At 68.0% G+C, this 15,323-nt stretch carries 12 protein-coding genes and 1 tRNA gene; 11 read left to right on the forward strand and 2 right to left on the reverse strand.

The annotated features are described in order from the left end of the window. From B3S45_RS01480 to B3S45_RS01500, 5 genes are all read left to right on the forward strand, one after another. On the forward strand, positions 1-2,387 hold a 2,387-nt coding region (locus tag B3S45_RS01480; protein ID WP_286717000.1), incomplete at its 5' end, for a glutamate synthase-related protein. Continuing rightward, on the forward strand, positions 2,380-3,846 hold the full coding sequence (locus B3S45_RS01485) for a glutamate synthase subunit beta (protein ID WP_286717002.1): 1,467 nt from the start codon (positions 2,380-2,382) through the stop codon (positions 3,844-3,846). The genes B3S45_RS01480 and B3S45_RS01485, both read left to right, overlap by 8 nt. A gap of 54 nt (positions 3,847-3,900) precedes the next feature. Next, a complete protein-coding gene (gene pyk / locus B3S45_RS01490; RefSeq protein ID WP_286717004.1) occupies positions 3,901-5,349 on the forward strand; it encodes a pyruvate kinase in 1,449 nt (482 codons plus the stop codon). 69 nt (positions 5,350-5,418) lie between these two features. Continuing rightward, positions 5,419-5,802 (forward strand): SHOCT domain-containing protein, encoded by a 384-nt coding sequence (locus B3S45_RS01495; RefSeq protein WP_286717006.1) that lies wholly within the window; start codon positions 5,419-5,421, stop codon positions 5,800-5,802. Between the two features lie 41 nt (positions 5,803-5,843). Further along, the gene (locus B3S45_RS01500; RefSeq protein ID WP_286717007.1) at positions 5,844-6,386 is read left to right on the forward strand and encodes a GNAT family N-acetyltransferase; all 543 of its coding nucleotides are present in this window, start codon (positions 5,844-5,846) and stop codon (positions 6,384-6,386) included. 8 nt (positions 6,387-6,394) lie between these two features. Here the strand turns inward: B3S45_RS01500 and B3S45_RS01505 are convergent. Next, positions 6,395-6,477, reverse strand: a tRNA-Leu gene (locus tag B3S45_RS01505). A 31-nt stretch (positions 6,478-6,508) separates the two neighbouring features. Here B3S45_RS01505 and B3S45_RS01510 point away from each other — a divergent pair. Continuing rightward, complete coding sequence (locus tag B3S45_RS01510) at positions 6,509-7,129, forward strand: ANTAR domain-containing response regulator (protein WP_390178680.1); 621 nt, start codon at positions 6,509-6,511, stop codon at positions 7,127-7,129. Positions 7,130-7,173: 44 nt separating this feature from the next. Here B3S45_RS01510 and B3S45_RS01515 read toward each other — a convergent pair whose 3' ends face one another. Next, positions 7,174-7,599: a hotdog fold thioesterase gene (locus B3S45_RS01515; protein WP_286717010.1), complete on the reverse strand. Its 426-nt coding sequence runs from the start codon at positions 7,597-7,599 to the stop codon at positions 7,174-7,176. A gap of 59 nt (positions 7,600-7,658) precedes the next feature. On the opposite strand from B3S45_RS01515, the gene polA reads away from it, so the two are divergent. From polA to B3S45_RS01540, 5 genes are read left to right on the forward strand one after another with little or no spacing between them, the layout of a single operon-like run. Then, positions 7,659-10,295 (forward strand): DNA polymerase I, encoded by a 2,637-nt coding sequence (gene polA / locus B3S45_RS01520; RefSeq protein WP_286717011.1) that lies wholly within the window; start codon positions 7,659-7,661, stop codon positions 10,293-10,295. Between the two features lie 40 nt (positions 10,296-10,335). Next, the gene (locus B3S45_RS01525; protein WP_286717012.1) at positions 10,336-12,006 is read left to right on the forward strand and encodes a DUF885 domain-containing protein; all 1,671 of its coding nucleotides are present in this window, start codon (positions 10,336-10,338) and stop codon (positions 12,004-12,006) included. Positions 12,007-12,042: 36 nt separating this feature from the next. Beyond that, complete coding sequence (locus tag B3S45_RS01530; protein WP_194383152.1) at positions 12,043-13,098, forward strand: LLM class flavin-dependent oxidoreductase; 1,056 nt, start codon at positions 12,043-12,045, stop codon at positions 13,096-13,098. Positions 13,099-13,117: 19 nt separating this feature from the next. Next, positions 13,118-14,476 carry an MFS transporter gene (locus B3S45_RS01535; RefSeq protein WP_071043526.1) on the forward strand — a complete coding sequence of 453 codons (1,359 nt, stop codon included), beginning with the start codon at positions 13,118-13,120 and terminating at the stop codon, positions 14,474-14,476. Beyond that, positions 14,466-15,254 (forward strand): SGNH/GDSL hydrolase family protein, encoded by a 789-nt coding sequence (locus B3S45_RS01540; RefSeq protein ID WP_194383153.1) that lies wholly within the window; start codon positions 14,466-14,468, stop codon positions 15,252-15,254. The genes B3S45_RS01535 and B3S45_RS01540 overlap by 11 nt, the downstream gene beginning before the upstream one ends. Positions 15,255-15,323: the final 69 nt, after the last annotated feature.

A 15,323-nucleotide genomic window follows, 5' to 3' on the forward strand; every position in this document is an offset into this window, starting at 1 on the left:
TCATGTCCAAGATGGGCATCTCGACGGTGTCCTCCTACGCCGGCGCACAGGTGTTCGAGGCCGTCGGCCTCTCGCAGGAGTTCGTCGACAAGTATTTCACCGGCACCGAGACCAAGCTCGGGGGCGTCGGACTCGAGGTCATCGCGACCGAGAACTCGTCGCGACACGAGTACGCCTATCCCGAGGACGGAGCGGTGCGCGCCCACGAGCGGCTGTGGACGGGCGGTGAGTACCAGTGGCGCCGAGACGGCTCCCCTCACCTGTTCAACCCCGACACCGTGTTCCGGCTGCAGCACGCGACCCGGACCGGTCGATACGACATCTTCCGCGAGTACACGAAGCTCGTCGACGACCAGGCCGCCGAGCTGAAGACGCTGCGAGGCCTCTTCCGGCTGCGCACGGACGAGCGCACGCCCGTTCCGATCGATGAGGTCGAGCCGGTCTCGTCGATCGTCAAGCGCTTCCAGACCGGCGCGATGAGCTACGGCTCGATTTCGAAGGAAGCGCACGAGACGCTGGCGATCGCGATGAACCGCATCGGCGGCAAGTCCAACACCGGCGAGGGCGGCGAAGACGTCGACCGTCTCATGGACCCGGAACGGCGCAGTTCGATCAAGCAGGTGGCATCGGGTCGCTTCGGGGTCACGAGCCTCTACCTCACGGAGTCCGACGACATCCAGATCAAGCTCGCGCAGGGTGCGAAGCCCGGTGAGGGCGGCCAGCTGCCGCCCACGAAGGTGTATCCGTGGGTGGCTCGCACGCGTCACGCGACCGCCGGGGTGGGGCTGATCTCGCCTCCGCCGCACCACGACATCTACTCCATCGAGGACCTCAAGCAGCTCATCTTCGACCTCAAGCGCGCCAACCCGAAGGCGCGCATCCACGTCAAGCTCGTGAGCCAGTCGGGAATCGGCGCGGTGGCGGCGGGTACGGCGAAGGCACTCGCGGACGTGATCCTCGTATCGGGTCATGACGGCGGGACCGGAGCGAGCCCGATGAACTCGCTCAAGCACGCCGGCACGCCGTGGGAGCTGGGGCTCGCCGAGACGCAGCAGACGCTCATGCTCAACAACATGCGCGACCGCGTCGTGGTGCAGGTCGACGGGCAGATCAAGACCGGTCGCGACGTCATCATCGGCGCGCTGCTGGGCGCCGAGGAGTTCGGCTTCGCCACAGCACCGCTGGTGGTCTCGGGCTGCATCATGATGCGCGTGTGCCACCTGGACACGTGCCCGGTGGGAGTGGCGACGCAGAACCCGGTGCTCCGCTCGCGGTTCACCGGCAAGCCCGAGTTCGTCGTCAACTTCATGGAGTTCATCGCGCAGGAGGTGCGTGAATACCTCGCGGCCCTCGGCTTCCGCACGCTGGATGAGGCGATTGGCCACAACGAGCTGCTCGACATCGACCGCGCGATCCAGCACTGGAAGGCGAGCGGCATGGATCTCGCTCCCGTCCTCGAGGGCCCGGCGTTCGCCGACGACCTCGCACGGCGTCAGACGCGCAGCCAGGATCATGAGCTCGACGACCACTTCGACGTGCAGCTCATCGAGCGCGCTCGCGAGGTCATCGAGGGCGGGGGAGAAATCTCGATCGACCTCCCGGTGCGCAACACGGCGCGCGCGGTGGGGACGCTGCTCGGTCATCACGTGACCGTCGCCCACGGCGAAAACGGCCTGACGAGCGGGTCGATCCAGGTCAATCTCACCGGCTCCGCCGGTCAGTCCTTCGGTGCGTTCCTGCCCGCCGGGATCACGCTGCGCCTGGAGGGCGACTCGAACGACTACGTCGGCAAGGGCCTGTCGGGTGGCAAGGTGGTCGTGCGTCCGCCTCGCGCCGCGACCTTCGACCCGTCGCAGAACGTCATCGCCGGCAACGTCATCGGCTACGGCGCCACCCGCGGATCGCTCTTCCTCGGCGGTGTCGTCGGAGAGAGATTCCTCGTGCGCAACTCCGGTGCGTCCGCGGTCGTGGAAGGCGTGGGCGACCACGCGCTGGAGTACATGACCGGCGGGCTGGCGGTGATCCTCGGCACCACGGGACGCAACCTCGGCGCTGGGATGTCCGGCGGCACCGCCTACGTCTACCGGCTCGATGAGTCGCAGGTGAACCGCGACGCGCTGGCGACCGGTGAGCTGCAACTGGGCGAACTCGGCTCCGGTGACGCCGAGATCCTGCGCGACCTGCTCGAGCAGCACGTCGCCGAGACCGGATCCGCGCTCGCGAAGGCGATGCTCGACGACTTCGACAACGAAATCTCCCACTTCGTCCGGGTGCTGCCGCGCGACTACGCCGCGGTGCTGCAGACCCGACAGGACGCCGTCGACCAGGGGCTCGACCCCGACGGCGACATCGTGTGGAGCCGCATTCTGGAGGTGACAGGTGGCTGACCCCAAGGGATTCCTCAAGACGACCGAGCGCGAGCTTCCCGCCCGCCGGCCGGTCCCCGTGCGCATCCTCGACTGGAAGGAAGTGTACGAACCCGGTGACTCGGCAGTGCTCCGGCGTCAGGCCGGACGCTGCATGGACTGCGGGGTGCCGTTCTGTCACAAGGGCTGCCCGCTCGGCAACCTCATCCCGGAGTGGAACGATCTGATGTGGCGCGGCGAGGGCCGCGCCGCGATCGAGCGGCTCCACGCGACGAACAACTTCCCGGAGTTCACCGGGCGGCTGTGCCCCGCTCCGTGCGAGAGCTCCTGCGTGCTCGGGATCAACCAGCCCGCCGTCACGATCAAGCAGATCGAGGTCGCCACCATCGACGACGCCGTCGCGAACGGCTGGGTCGAGCCGGAGCCGCCCGAGCGTCTCACGGGCAAGACCGTCGCGGTCGTCGGATCCGGTCCCGCCGGACTGGCCGCCGCTCAGCAGCTGACCCGTGCAGGTCACACGGTCGCGGTCTACGAGCGCGACGACCGCATCGGCGGGCTGCTGCGCTACGGCATCCCCGACTTCAAGATGGAGAAGCGTCACATCGAGATGCGTCTGCGTCAGATGCAGGATGAGGGCACGCGGTTCCGTGCCGGTGTCGAGATCGGAGTCGACATCACGTGGGCGGACCTGCGCGCGCGATACGACGCCGTGCTGATCGCCACGGGCGCGACCGTTCCCCGCGATCTGCCGATCCCGGGTCGGGACCTCGCCGGCGTTCATTACGCCATGGAGTATCTCGTCGAATCGAACAAGGCCGTCGCCGGCGACGCGGTCGCCAACCAGATCAGCGCCGAAGGCAAGCACGTCGTGGTCATCGGCGGCGGCGACACCGGAGCCGACTGCATCGGCACCGCACACCGGCAGGGCGCACTCAGCGTCACGAACCTCGCGATCGGCAAGCAGCCTCCCGAGGAGCGGCCAGAGCATCAGCCGTGGCCGATGACGCCGACGCTCTTCGAGGTGGCCAGCGCTCACGAGGAGGGAGGAGAGCGCTCCTACCTCGCCTCGACGGTGGAGTTCCTCTCGAACGATGTCGGCGAGGTGCGCGCCCTCGTGGTCGCCGAGACCGAGTTCGTCGACGGCCGTCGCGTGCCGAAGAAGGGCACCGAGCGGGAGATCCCCGCGGATCTGGTGCTCATCGCCATGGGCTTCACCGGTCCCGAGCAGGAGGCCTTGGACAGCCAGATCGGCACGGCCTTCACGTCGCGAGGCAACGTGGAGCGCGCGAGCGATTACCAGACCGAGGTTGCGGGGGTCTTCGTCGCCGGAGACGCCGGTCGCGGTCAGTCCCTCATCGTGTGGGCGATCGCCGAGGGTCGCGCCGCCGCATCGGCGATCGACGAGCACCTCATGGGCGTCACCTCGCTCCCGGCACCGGTCACCCCGACCGATGTCGCGATCGGACTGCAGCCTGCGTAGTCTGGTCACGGCCATCAGGCCGACCTCACCCCCAGCACCCGGAGAAGACATCGGATGAGACGTGCCAAGATCGTCGCCACGCTGGGTCCCGCCACATCGTCGTATGAGATGGTCCGCGCGATCATCGACGCCGGTGTGGACGTGGCCCGCCTGAACCTGAGCCACGGCGACTACTCGGTCCACGACAACAACTTCGCCAACGTCCGCAAAGCGGCCGACGACGCAGGGCGCGCGGTCGCCGTGCTCGTCGACCTCCAGGGACCCAAGATCCGCCTCGGCCGCTTCGCCGACGGACCCCACGAGCTCGCCGAGGGCGACATCTTCAAGATCACCGTCGACGACATCCCCGGCACCAAGGAGATCGTCTCGACGACCTTCAAGGGTCTGCCGCAGGACGTCAAGGCCGGCGACTTCCTTCTGATCGACGACGGCAAGGTTCGCGTCAAGGTCCTCGAGACCGACGGCACGACCGTGACCACCGAGGTCATCGTCGGCGGCCCGGTCTCCAACAACAAGGGCATCAACCTTCCCGGCGTCGCCGTGAACGTTCCCGCCCTGTCCGAGAAGGACGAGGACGACCTCCGTTGGGCGCTGCGCACCGGAGCGGACCTGATCGCCCTCTCCTTCGTCCGCTCCGCGAAAGACGTGCGCCGCGTGCACGTGATCATGTCGGAGGAGGGGCGCCACATCCCGATCATCGCGAAGATCGAGAAGCCCCAGGCGGTGGACAACCTCGAGGAGATCATCGACGCGTTCGACGGCATCATGGTCGCCCGTGGCGACCTGGGCGTCGAACTGCCGCTGGAGGCGGTTCCGATCGTGCAGAAGCGCGCCGTGGAGCTGTGCCGCCGCATGGCGAAGCCCGTCATCGTGGCGACGCAGATGCTCGAATCGATGATCAACAGCCCGGTTCCGACCCGCGCCGAGACGAGCGACGTCGCCAACGCGGTGCTCGACGGCGCCGACGCGGTCATGCTCTCGGGCGAGACCAGCGTGGGTGACTACCCGGTCGTCGTGGTGGAGACGATGGCCCGCATCGTCGACTCGACGGAGGTGCACGGACTCGAGCGCATCGCGCCGCTGCGGTCCAAGCCGCGCACGCAGGGCGGCGCCATCACTCTTGCCGCACTCGAGGTCGCCGCTTTCGTCGAAGCGAAGTACCTCTGCACATTCACCGAGTCCGGCGACACCGCGCGACGTCTCTCGCGTCTGCGTCCGGGCATACCGATGCTCGCCTTCACGCCGGATCCCGCTATCCGTCGACGGATGGCCGTCACGTGGGGTATCCAGTCCAGCCTCGTCGAGCATGTGCCGCACACCGACCGGATGTTCATCCAGGTCGACGACTACCTGCTGTCCAACGACCTGGCCAAGGTCGGCGACAAGGTCGTCGTGATCTCCGGTTCGCCTCCCGGGATCACCGGATCGACCAACGACATCCGCATCCACAAGGTGGGCGACGCGGTGCACGGCGCCGCGCCGATCTATCAGTCACGCGAATAGTCATCGCTCGGACCGGAACGGTCGCGCTATCCTGAGCGCGACCGTTCCGTCGTCCGTGAGGAGATCATCATGATCTGGGACATCTTCTGGTTCATGCTGATGGCGTTCTACGTCATCGCGTACATCTTCGTGGTGGCCCTGGTGATCGTGGATCTTTTCCGCGACCACCAGCTCGCCGGCGGGTGGAAGGCGCTCTGGATCGTCTTCCTTGTCTTCGTTCCGATGCTGACCGCCCTGGTCTACGTGATAGCTCGAGGACGCGGTATGGCCGAGCGGTCCGCGCGGCGGGAGCGCCCGGGTGCTCCGGAGGCCGATGACTACCGCCCTGCTGCATCGTCCGACCCTTCCGGCGACATCGCCAAGGCCAAGGAGCTCCTCGACGCCGGCGTGATCACGCGGGGCGAGTTCGACGCTCTGAAGAGCAAGGCACTCGGCAACCAGTACTTCGGCTGAGCGACGCTGTCACCCCCGCCAGGGCGTGACAGGGTGGTGGCATGCAGCTTCTTCGCAAGGGATGGTTTGCCGGGAGAGTCCGTGCTCGAACGGTCGAGATCGCTCGTGACCTCGACGCCGACGGCTATGTCGTGCGGGGTTCGAAACCGGAGGACGCCGCCGGAGTGACCGCCCTCGTGCGTGCGCACCTGGCCGGCGCGCCTTCGTTCGAGTACGCGCGTTCCGACGGTGCGGTGATCGTGACCGCCGAGGGTGGGGAGATCGCCGGGATCGCCGTCGTGCGCGCTTCCCTGTCGCCGCAGCAGAACGTGGTCGTGCACGTGCGCGCCCTCGTCACGGCACCGGAGCATCGTGGACGAGGAATCGCCTCCCTCGCTCTGGCCGTGATCCCTCAGGTGCTCGGCGCTGACCTGTCGCCCGAGGTGATCTTCGGTGCCGCGGCGAGTGAGCACGCCGTCTTCTTCCAGCGCAACGGGTTCGATGTGCTGCAGCCGGGGGAGCGGCTCGACCTGGGTGCCCACACCGAGGTTCTCGTGGACGCCGCGGCGGCGCCGCTGGACACCTGGTTCGTCAGAGCGACGTGACGAGGGTGTGCCGGTGGTGGGAGTCGAACCCACACGCCCTCTCGGGCAACCGAGTTTGAGTCGGTCGCGTCTGCCATTCCGCCACACCGGCCGGTGCGGAGATGACGATACCGTAGGATTCAATGGTGACAGAGCAAGATCAGTCCGCGTCTGCGGCCAGCGCCCCCCGTCGAGTCGTCGTCGCCGAAGATGAGTCCCTCATCCGCCTCGACATCGTGGAGATCCTGCGCGACAACGGATTCGACGTCGTCGGAGAAGCAGGTGACGGCGAGACCGCCGTGCAGCTGGCGACCGAGCTTCGGCCCGACCTCGTCGTGATGGACGTGAAGATGCCGCAGCTGGACGGCATCTCCGCCGCCGAGAAGCTGAGCAAGAACAACATCGCGCCCGTGGTGCTGCTGACCGCCTTCAGCCAGAAGGAACTTGTCGAGCGAGCGAGCGAGGCCGGTGCGCTCGCGTACGTCGTCAAGCCGTTCACGCCCAATGACCTGCTGCCCGCCATCGAGATCGCCCTCGCGCGCCACGAGCAGATCATCACCCTCGAAGCCGAGGTCGCCGACATGGTGGAGCGCTTCGAGACCCGCAAGCTCGTGGATCGCGCCAAGGGCCTGCTCAACGAGAAGATGGGTCTGTCCGAGCCTGAGGCGTTCCGCTGGATCCAGAAGGCGTCGATGGACCGCCGCCTCACGATGCAGGATGTCGCCAAGGCCATCATCGAGCAGCTGGCGCCCAAGAAGGACTGACGCCCTCGAACCCTCGGATCTCCCCGTCTTCGCCGGCACCGCCGTCAGGAGGCGGGGAGATCCGTTATGTGGTTGGTGATGCGCACCGTCGAGCAGCGTCGGCCGTCCTCGTCGGTGACCACGATCTCGTGCACCGTCATGCTGCGCCCGAGGTGGACGGGGGTGCACACGCCGGTCACGAGGCCGGATCGCGCCGATCGCGTGTGCGTGGCGTTGATGTCGACGCCGACCGCGAGCCGGCCCGGTCCGGCGTGCAGATTGGCCGCCATCGAGCCGAGGGATTCACCCAGGACCACGTAGGCTCCGCCGTGAAGGAGCCCCACCGGCTGGGTGTTCCCGTCGACCGGCATCGTGGCGACGGCGCGCTCCACGGTGAACTCCGTGAAGCGGATGCCCATCTTCTCGGCCAGGGCGCCCATCCCGCGCTCGGTGGCCCAGTCGAGTGCGTCGACGGTCGTCGCATCGGTCATGGCGGGAGCCTCCCTCGGAGCGGTTCGGGGGTGTCGGCACCCGCGTCTAGGCTTGCAGGGTGACGGACTCCGCAAAGCCTACCCTTCTGGTCGTCGACGGACATTCGCTCGCGTACCGCGCGTTCTACGCCCTCCCGGTCGACAACTTCTCCACGCGCGACGGGCAGCACACCAACGGCGTGTATGGCTTCCTCGCGATGCTGATCAATCTGATCAAGGCCGAGAAGCCGACCCATATGGCCGTCGCCTTCGACACCTCGCGGCAGTCCTTCCGCACTCGCGAGTACACCGAGTACAAGGCCAACCGGTCAGAGACACCGCCGGAGTTCAAGGGCCAGATCCCGCTGTTGAAGGACTGCCTCGCCGCCATGAGCATCACGGTGCTCGAACAGGAGGACATCGAGGCGGACGACATTCTGGCCACCCTCGCCACGCAGGGCTCCGCCGCCGGCTTCGACGTGCTGGTGTGCTCCGGCGACCGCGACACCATCCAGCTCGTCGACGACAACGTCACCCTGCTCTACCCGAACGTGCAGGGTGTGTCGCAGCTCAAGCGCTACGACCGCGAGGCGGTGCTGGAGCGCTACAAGGTGCCACCGGAGCAGTACCCCGATGTCGCGGCGCTGGTCGGTGAGACGAGCGACAACCTGCCCGGGGTTCCGAAGGTGGGGGAGAAGACCGCCGTCAAATGGCTCACGCAGTTCGGCACGCTCGATGACCTTCTCGCGCAGGCCGACACCATCAAGGGCGTCGTCGGCAACAACCTCCGTGACCACATCGACGATGTGCGCCGAAATCGCTCGCTCAACCGCCTGCTGCGTGACGTCGAGCTTCCTGTCGTGCCCGGCGACCTGGCCGTGCGGCCGATCGATGCCCAGGCGGTGCGCGACATCTTCGCGCGTCTGGAGTTCCGGACCCTCCTGCCACGCGTTTTCGAAGCGGCCGGCGTCGACGGTGCGATGGCCGCCGCTTCTGCACCTGTCGCGGAGGCCCCGACGCCGTCGGAGCCCGATGCCGCCGCGCTCTCGGAATGGTTGCAGGCCACGTCGGGCGAGGTGGGGGTGACCGTGTCGACCCTCGGCGAGCTGCCCCGCCGCGTCGGCCTGGCCACATCCGACGCGGCCGTCGAAGTGACCTGGGACGACGCGACCGCCGACATCCTGCTCCCGTGGCTCTCTTCGGATGCACCCAAGGTCTTCTGCGACGCGAAGGCGCAGGTGAAGGCCCTTCGCCGAGCCGGGGCGGTCGTCGACACCGTCGTCTTCGACGTGCTCATAGCCGGCTGGCTGCTGCGCCCCAGCCTTCCCGACAAGTCGCTCGCCGACCTCGTCGAGAGCTACCTCGATGAGAAGCTCCCCACCTCCGACCCGACGCAGCTCGTGCCGGAGGAGGAGGGGGCCACCCCCGGCCAGCTCTCGTGGTACGCCCTGAGAGTCGCCGATGCCCTCCGTGACAAGCTTCCCGCGCGCGTCGCCGACGTCCTCGTCGACATCGAGCTGCCCACGCTGCTGACTCTCGCGGACATGGAGCTGGCGGGTGTCGCCGTCTCGCACGAGAAGTTGGCGGCGTTCTCCGGTGATCTCGGTTCGCGCGCCGACGCCATCGCACAGGAGGCGTACGCGACGATCGGTCGCGAGGTCAACCTGGGCTCGCCGAAGCAGCTTCAGCAGGTGCTCTTCGAGGAGCTGGAGCTGCCGAAGACGCGCAAGACCAAGACCGGCTTTTCCACCGACGCGGCGGTTCTGGCGGATCTGCAGGAGTCGAGCCCGCATCCGTTCCTGCGTCTTCTGCTGCAGCACCGGGAGGCGACGAAGCTGCGGCAGATCGTCGAGTCGCTCGATGCGGCCATCGGAGACGACGGCCGCATCCACACGACGTACGTGCAGACCGGCAGCCAGACCGGTCGACTCTCGAGCACGGACCCGAACCTGCAGAACATCCCCATCCGCACCGAAGAGAGCCGGCTCATCCGCGCGGCCTTCGAGGTCGGGAACGGGTACGAGACCCTCCTGACCGCCGACTACTCGCAGATCGAGATGCGCATCATGGCGCACCTCTCGGGCGATGAGGGTCTGATCGAGGCGTTCAACACCGGCGAGGACCTGCACCGCTTCGTCGGTGCGCGAGTGTTCGGCGTCGAACCTGCCGAGGTCAGCCCCGCCATGCGCACGAAGGTCAAAGCGATGTCGTACGGACTGGTCTACGGCCTCTCGGCGTTCGGTCTGTCGAAGCAGCTGCGGATCGAGCAGTCCGAGGCGAAGGAACTCATGCGAGAGTACTTCGCCCGTTTCGGTGCCGTGCGTGACTACCTGCGGTCATCGGTCGAGCAGGCTCGCATCGACGGATACACCGAGACGATCTTCGGCCGTCGTCGTCCTTTCCCCGATCTCGCCAGCCCGAATCGCGTGCTGCGCGAGAACGCCGAGCGCGCAGCGCTCAACGCCCCCATCCAGGGAAGTGCGGCAGACATCATGAAGATCGCGCTGCTGAACATCCACGCGGAACTCGGTGATGCCGATCTGTCGTCGCGCGTGCTGCTGCAGATCCACGACGAACTCGTGGTCGAGGTCGCCGCCGGCGAGTGGGATGCCGTCGAGCGGATCGTCACGGCTCGCATGGGTGATGCCGCGAGCCTCACCGTTCCGCTGGACGTGCAGATCGGCCGCGGCGCGGACTGGAGTGTGGCCGGACACTGACGCCCGCCTGAGCGGGCCCGGGATCTTCTAGGCTCGGAGCATGACAACGCCTGAACGCACCCCCACGCCGATCGACACGATCGCGGAGGCGTGGGTCGACACGGTCGCGGACCTCGATCCGATCGTCGCGACGTACATCGGCCGCTTCGAGCACAACCATCGCTTCGCGGACTATTCGCCCGCGGGCGTCGCGGCCGGCGCCGATGCCGCTCGTCGCGCCCTCGCCGATCTGTCCGTTGCCGAGGTGACGGACGCGGTCGACGCCGTGACCAAGGAGGATCTCTCGCGAACGCTCGAGCTGGAACTCGAGCTCCACGATGCGCAGTGGCCCCTCCGCGACCTCAACGTGATCGCCTCGCCCGCACAGGACATCCGTTCCGTGTTCGACCTCATGCCTACCGAGACGATCGAGGACTGGTCGACCGTCTCCACGCGGATGTCGGCGCTGCCGGAAGCCGTCGCGGGATATACGCAGACCCTCCGCGAGGGCCTGTCGCAAGGCGTGGTACCGGCCCGGCGCCAGGTCGCCGAGGTCCTCGGCCAGATCGCGCGGTATACCGCCGACAACGGGTTCTTCGCCTCGTTCGTCGCGGAGGCCGCGCCCGGAGACGGCCATCTTCCCGCATCCCTCGCACGCGATCTGACCGACAACGCCAACGCGGCCCGCGTCGCCTACGACCGCTTGGCCGCCTTCCTCTCGAACGAGCTGGCGCCGGTCGCCGGCGAGAAGGACGCGGTGGGTCGCGAGCTCTACGGGCTCCACTCGCGACGCTTCCTCGGCGCGACGATCGACCTCGACGAGACGTACGAGTGGGGTCTGGAAGAGCTCGCGCGCATGGTCGCCGAGCAGGAGGCCATCGCGAAGGAGATCCTGCCCGGTGGCTCCGTCGAGGATGCCGTCGCCTTCCTCGAACAGGACGAGTCGCGGAAGTTGCACGGCACCGACGCCCTGCAGCGCTGGATGCAGGAGACGAGCGATCGCGCCGTCGAGGAGCTCGGCCGCACGCACTTCGACATCCCTGAGCCCATCCGACGCCTGCAGTGCATGATCGCGCCGACGAGAGAGGGCGGCATCTACTACACCGGGCCGACCGACGACTTCTCGCGGCCCGGCCGCATGTGGTGGTCGGTTCCGGAAGGCGTCGAGTCGTTCGACACGTGGCGCGAGCTCACGACGGTGTACCACGAGGGCGTTCCGGGTCATCATCTGCAGATCGCGCAGGCGGTGTTCAACCGCGCGACGCTCAACTCGTGGCGGCGGCTGCTCGCCGGCACTTCGGGGCACGCGGAAGGGTGGGCGCTGTACGCGGAGCGTCTCATGGAGCAGCTGGGCTACCTCGATGACCCTGCCGACCGGTTGGGAATGCTCGACGGGCAGCGCATGCGGGCCGCCCGCGTGGTCCTCGACATCGGCGTGCACCTGGAGAAGCCGCGACCCGACGGCAACGGCACCTGGGACGCCGATTACGCCCTCGACTTCATGATGCGCAACGTCAACATGCCGCCCGAGTTCGTGCGTTTCGAGGTGAACCGCTATCTGGGATGGCCGGGTCAGGCACCGTCCTACAAGGTCGGGCAGCGCATCTGGGAGAACCTGCGCGACGACTTTGCGACGGCGCAGGGGGGCGCGTTCTCCATCACGGACTTCCACAAGCGTGCTCTCGACGTCGGGGGAGTGGGCCTGGACACGCTCCGTTCGGCCCTCGTCTGACCGGAGCGGGAATAGCCCGGCGCCTGCGGCGTTCTCATGCATGTGAATACAAGCGATCTGTCCGGCGTCCACCTCGGCCTCGACACCTTCGGAGACATCACCGTCGATTCCGACGATCGTCCCTTGACCGCTGCACAGACGATCCGCAACGTGGTCGACCAGGCCGTCCTCGCCGACGAGGTGGGCCTGTCGTTCTTCGGTGTCGGGGAGCACCATCGCCCCGATTTCGCCGTCTCGAGTCCGGAGATCGTGCTCGCCGCCGCTGCGGCTCGCACCCGCGACATCCATCTCGGCACCGCGGTGACCGTGCTGTCGTCCGATGATCCGGTGCGGGTCTACGAGCGGTTCGCCACCCTGGATGCCGTGTCGGGCGGTCGAGCGGAGGTGATCCTCGGGCGCGGCTCGTTCATCGAGTCCTTCCCGCTGTTCGGCTATGAGCTGAGCGACTACGAGGTGCTGTTCGAGGAGAAGCTGGAGCTCTTCTCACGTCTGCGCGACGAACGTCCCGTCACGTGGCAGGGGAGCACGCGCGCACCGCTCGTCGAGGCGGATGTGCATCCGAAGACCGAATCGGGACGTCTGACCGCGTGGGTCGGCGTCGGCGGCTCGCCCGAATCCGTGGTGCGCGCCGCGCGCCACGGTTACGGACTGATGCTCGCGATCATCGGCGGTCCTGCCGGCAGGTTCCGCCCCTTCGCCGATCTCTACCGCCGCTCACTCGATCAGCTGGGCCGTCCGCAGCTCCCCATCGGCGTGCACTCGCCCGGCCACGTGGCCGAGACCGACGAGCAGGCGTGGGAAGAGGCCTACGCCGGCTTCCAGGCGATGCACGACACCATCGGCCGAGAGCGCGGATGGCCGCCCTACAGCAGACTCGCCTTCCAGCGCGACGTCGGCCCGGAGGGATCGACCTACTCGGGCTCTCCCGAGACGGTCGCCCGCAAGATCGCCGAGACCGTGCGCACGCTCGGGGTGGATCGGTTCGACATGAAGTTCTCCACCGGAACGCTCTCGCACGACAAGCTCTTGAAGAGCATCGAGCTCTATGGCACCCGCGTCGCACCGCGCGTGCGGGAACTGCTCGCGTCGTGACGGTCGTACGATGGGGCGCATGACCGACGCCGCACGGGCCCGGACCTCCGACGCCGGACGCCGCCTCGATCGTCTGCCGTTCGGCCGCCCGCATCTGAAGGTGCTCACCGGCTCCGGCATCGGGTGGGCTCTGGACGCGATGGACGTCGGATTGATCTCGTTCATCATCGCGGCGCTCGCCCAGCAGTGGGACCTCGCGCCGGGGGAGACGGCGTGGATCGCGTCGATCGGATTCATCGGCATGGCGATCGGTGCGAGCATCGGCGGGCTCCTGGCCGATCGTATCGGCCGCCGCCAGGTTTTCGCGCTGACCCTGCTGGTGTACGGGCTGGCGACCGGGGCCAGCGCCCTCGTCAGCGGAATCGCGGCCCTCCTCGTCCTGCGTTTCCTCGTCGGGCTCGGGCTCGGCGCCGAGCTGCCCGTGGCCTCGACGTATGTGAGCGAGTTCGCTCCCGCGCGCATCCGCGGCCGCGTCATCGTGATCCTCGAGGCCTTCTGGGCCCTCGGCTGGACCGCTGCGGCCCTCATCGGGTACCTCGTCATCCCGCTCTCCGACGACGGGTGGCGCTGGGCCTTCGCTCTCGGTGCGATCCCCGCCGCCTACGCCCTCATCGTGCGTTGGGGACTGCCGGAATCAGCGCGCTGGCTGGAGCGCCGCGGTCGTCACCAGGAGGCCGACGAGATCGTCGCGACGTTCGAAGCGGCCTCGACGCGCCCACCGGCGCACCGGCGGCCGGCGCCATCGGTCTCACCGGCACCGCAGGCGACCACCCCGCCGAAGGCTTCTGTGCGCGCCCTGTGGCAGCCCGATCTTCGGGTGCGCACCAGCGCGCTGTGGCTGGTGTGGTTCTGCGTGAACTTCGCCTACTACGGCGCGTTCATCTGGATCCCGACGCTCCTGGTCGCCCAGGGTTTCGACCTGGTGCGCTCCTTCGAGTACACGCTGTGGATCACCCTCGCCCAGCTTCCGGGATACGCCGTGGCGGCGTGGCTCATCGAGGTCTGGGGGCGGCGCGCGACACTGTCGGTCTTCCTCATCGGAAGCGCCGTCGCCGCGCTGCTGTTCGGCACCGCGTCGACCGAGGCGATGATCCTCCTCACCGGGATGGCGCTGTCGTTCTTCAACCTCGGCGCGTGGGGCGCGCTCTATGCGGTGACACCCGAGATGTATCCGACGTCGCTGCGGGCCACGGGCGCCGGCTGGGCGGCGGGGGCCGGGCGGATCGCATCGATCGTCGCCCCGCTGTCGGTACCCCTTCTGCTCGGCACCGGAGGCGCTCCGGTGCTGTTCACGGTCTTCGGTGCCGTCTTCGCCGTCGCCGCGGTGGGCACCTGGGGTCTCGTGGATCGCCGCGGGGTGTCGTTGGATGAGGGATGACACCCGGGGCGACTCGGTGAGGTACGTCGCGATCGGCGACTCGTTCACCGAGGGTGTGGGCGACGAGCTTCCGGACGGTTCGGTCCGCGGATGGGCCGATCTCGTCGCGAGAGGATGGGCGGACGGGACGGGCCGGACCATCGAGTACGCCAATCTCGCCATCCGCGGCAAGCTCATCTGGCCGATCGTCGATGAGCAGCTGGAGCGCGCGCTCGCACTGAGACCGACCCACGTGTCCTTCAACGGCGGCGGCAACGACATGCTGCGCCCGCGCATCCCGCTGTCGCGTGTCGTCGATGCTTTCAGCCGCGTCCTTCAGCGGTGTGACGAAGAGGGCGTGACGCTCATCCTCCTATCCGGCGCGAATCCTTCCGCGCAGCTTCCGCTGTCGCGCCTCATTCAGTCGCGTGGCGATGCCCTCTCGCGCCAGGTGGTGGCGCGGGTCGAAGGCCGGAACGACGTGGTGCGCGCGCTCAACTGGCCGGATCGCGAGCTCTCGACACCGGGCTATTGGGCTCAGGATCGACTTCACATGAATGCCCGCGGGCATCACCGGGTCGCAGCGCGAGTGCTGCATGCGCTGGGAGTCGAGGCGCCGGGGGAGTGGTGGTCGCTGCCGGCCCTCGAGCTGCCAAGGCTGGGAGCCGGCAGATACACCCGCGACCACCTGGGGCCGTGGGTTCGCCGGCGTCTGACGGGGACCTCGTCCGGTGACGGCCGGGCGGCGAAACATCCGTCATTCATCACGATCGTGCCGGCCGCGACCGCAGAACCGTAGACCGACGCCCGTTGTCAAGCCCGCGCGCGAGATGCAGCCGGTTCGGAAGGATCAGTGGCTGAGAAGTCG

Source organism: Microbacterium sp. UBA1612 (assembly GCF_002321605.1).
Taxonomy (GTDB): Bacteria; Actinomycetota; Actinomycetes; order Actinomycetales; family Microbacteriaceae; genus Microbacterium; species Microbacterium luteum.

Excerpts from the sequence above, each read along its gene's own strand:
- B3S45_RS01515 (WP_286717010.1), bottom strand. The coding sequence starts at position 7,599 with ATGACCGATGCGACGACCGTCGACGCACTCGACTGGGCCACCGAGCGC.
- B3S45_RS01500 (WP_286717007.1), top strand. The coding sequence starts at position 5,844 with ATGCAGCTTCTTCGCAAGGGATGGTTTGCCGGGAGAGTCCGTGCTCGA.
- B3S45_RS01525 (WP_286717012.1), top strand. The coding sequence starts at position 10,336 with ATGACAACGCCTGAACGCACCCCCACGCCGATCGACACGATCGCGGAG.
- B3S45_RS01530 (WP_194383152.1), top strand. The coding sequence starts at position 12,043 with ATGCATGTGAATACAAGCGATCTGTCCGGCGTCCACCTCGGCCTCGAC.
- pyk (WP_286717004.1), top strand. The coding sequence starts at position 3,901 with ATGAGACGTGCCAAGATCGTCGCCACGCTGGGTCCCGCCACATCGTCG.
- B3S45_RS01495 (WP_286717006.1), top strand. The coding sequence starts at position 5,419 with ATGATCTGGGACATCTTCTGGTTCATGCTGATGGCGTTCTACGTCATC.
- B3S45_RS01510 (WP_390178680.1), top strand. The coding sequence starts at position 6,509 with ATGGTGACAGAGCAAGATCAGTCCGCGTCTGCGGCCAGCGCCCCCCGT.
- B3S45_RS01540 (WP_194383153.1), top strand. The coding sequence starts at position 14,466 with ATGAGGGATGACACCCGGGGCGACTCGGTGAGGTACGTCGCGATCGGC.
- B3S45_RS01535 (WP_071043526.1), top strand. The coding sequence starts at position 13,118 with ATGACCGACGCCGCACGGGCCCGGACCTCCGACGCCGGACGCCGCCTC.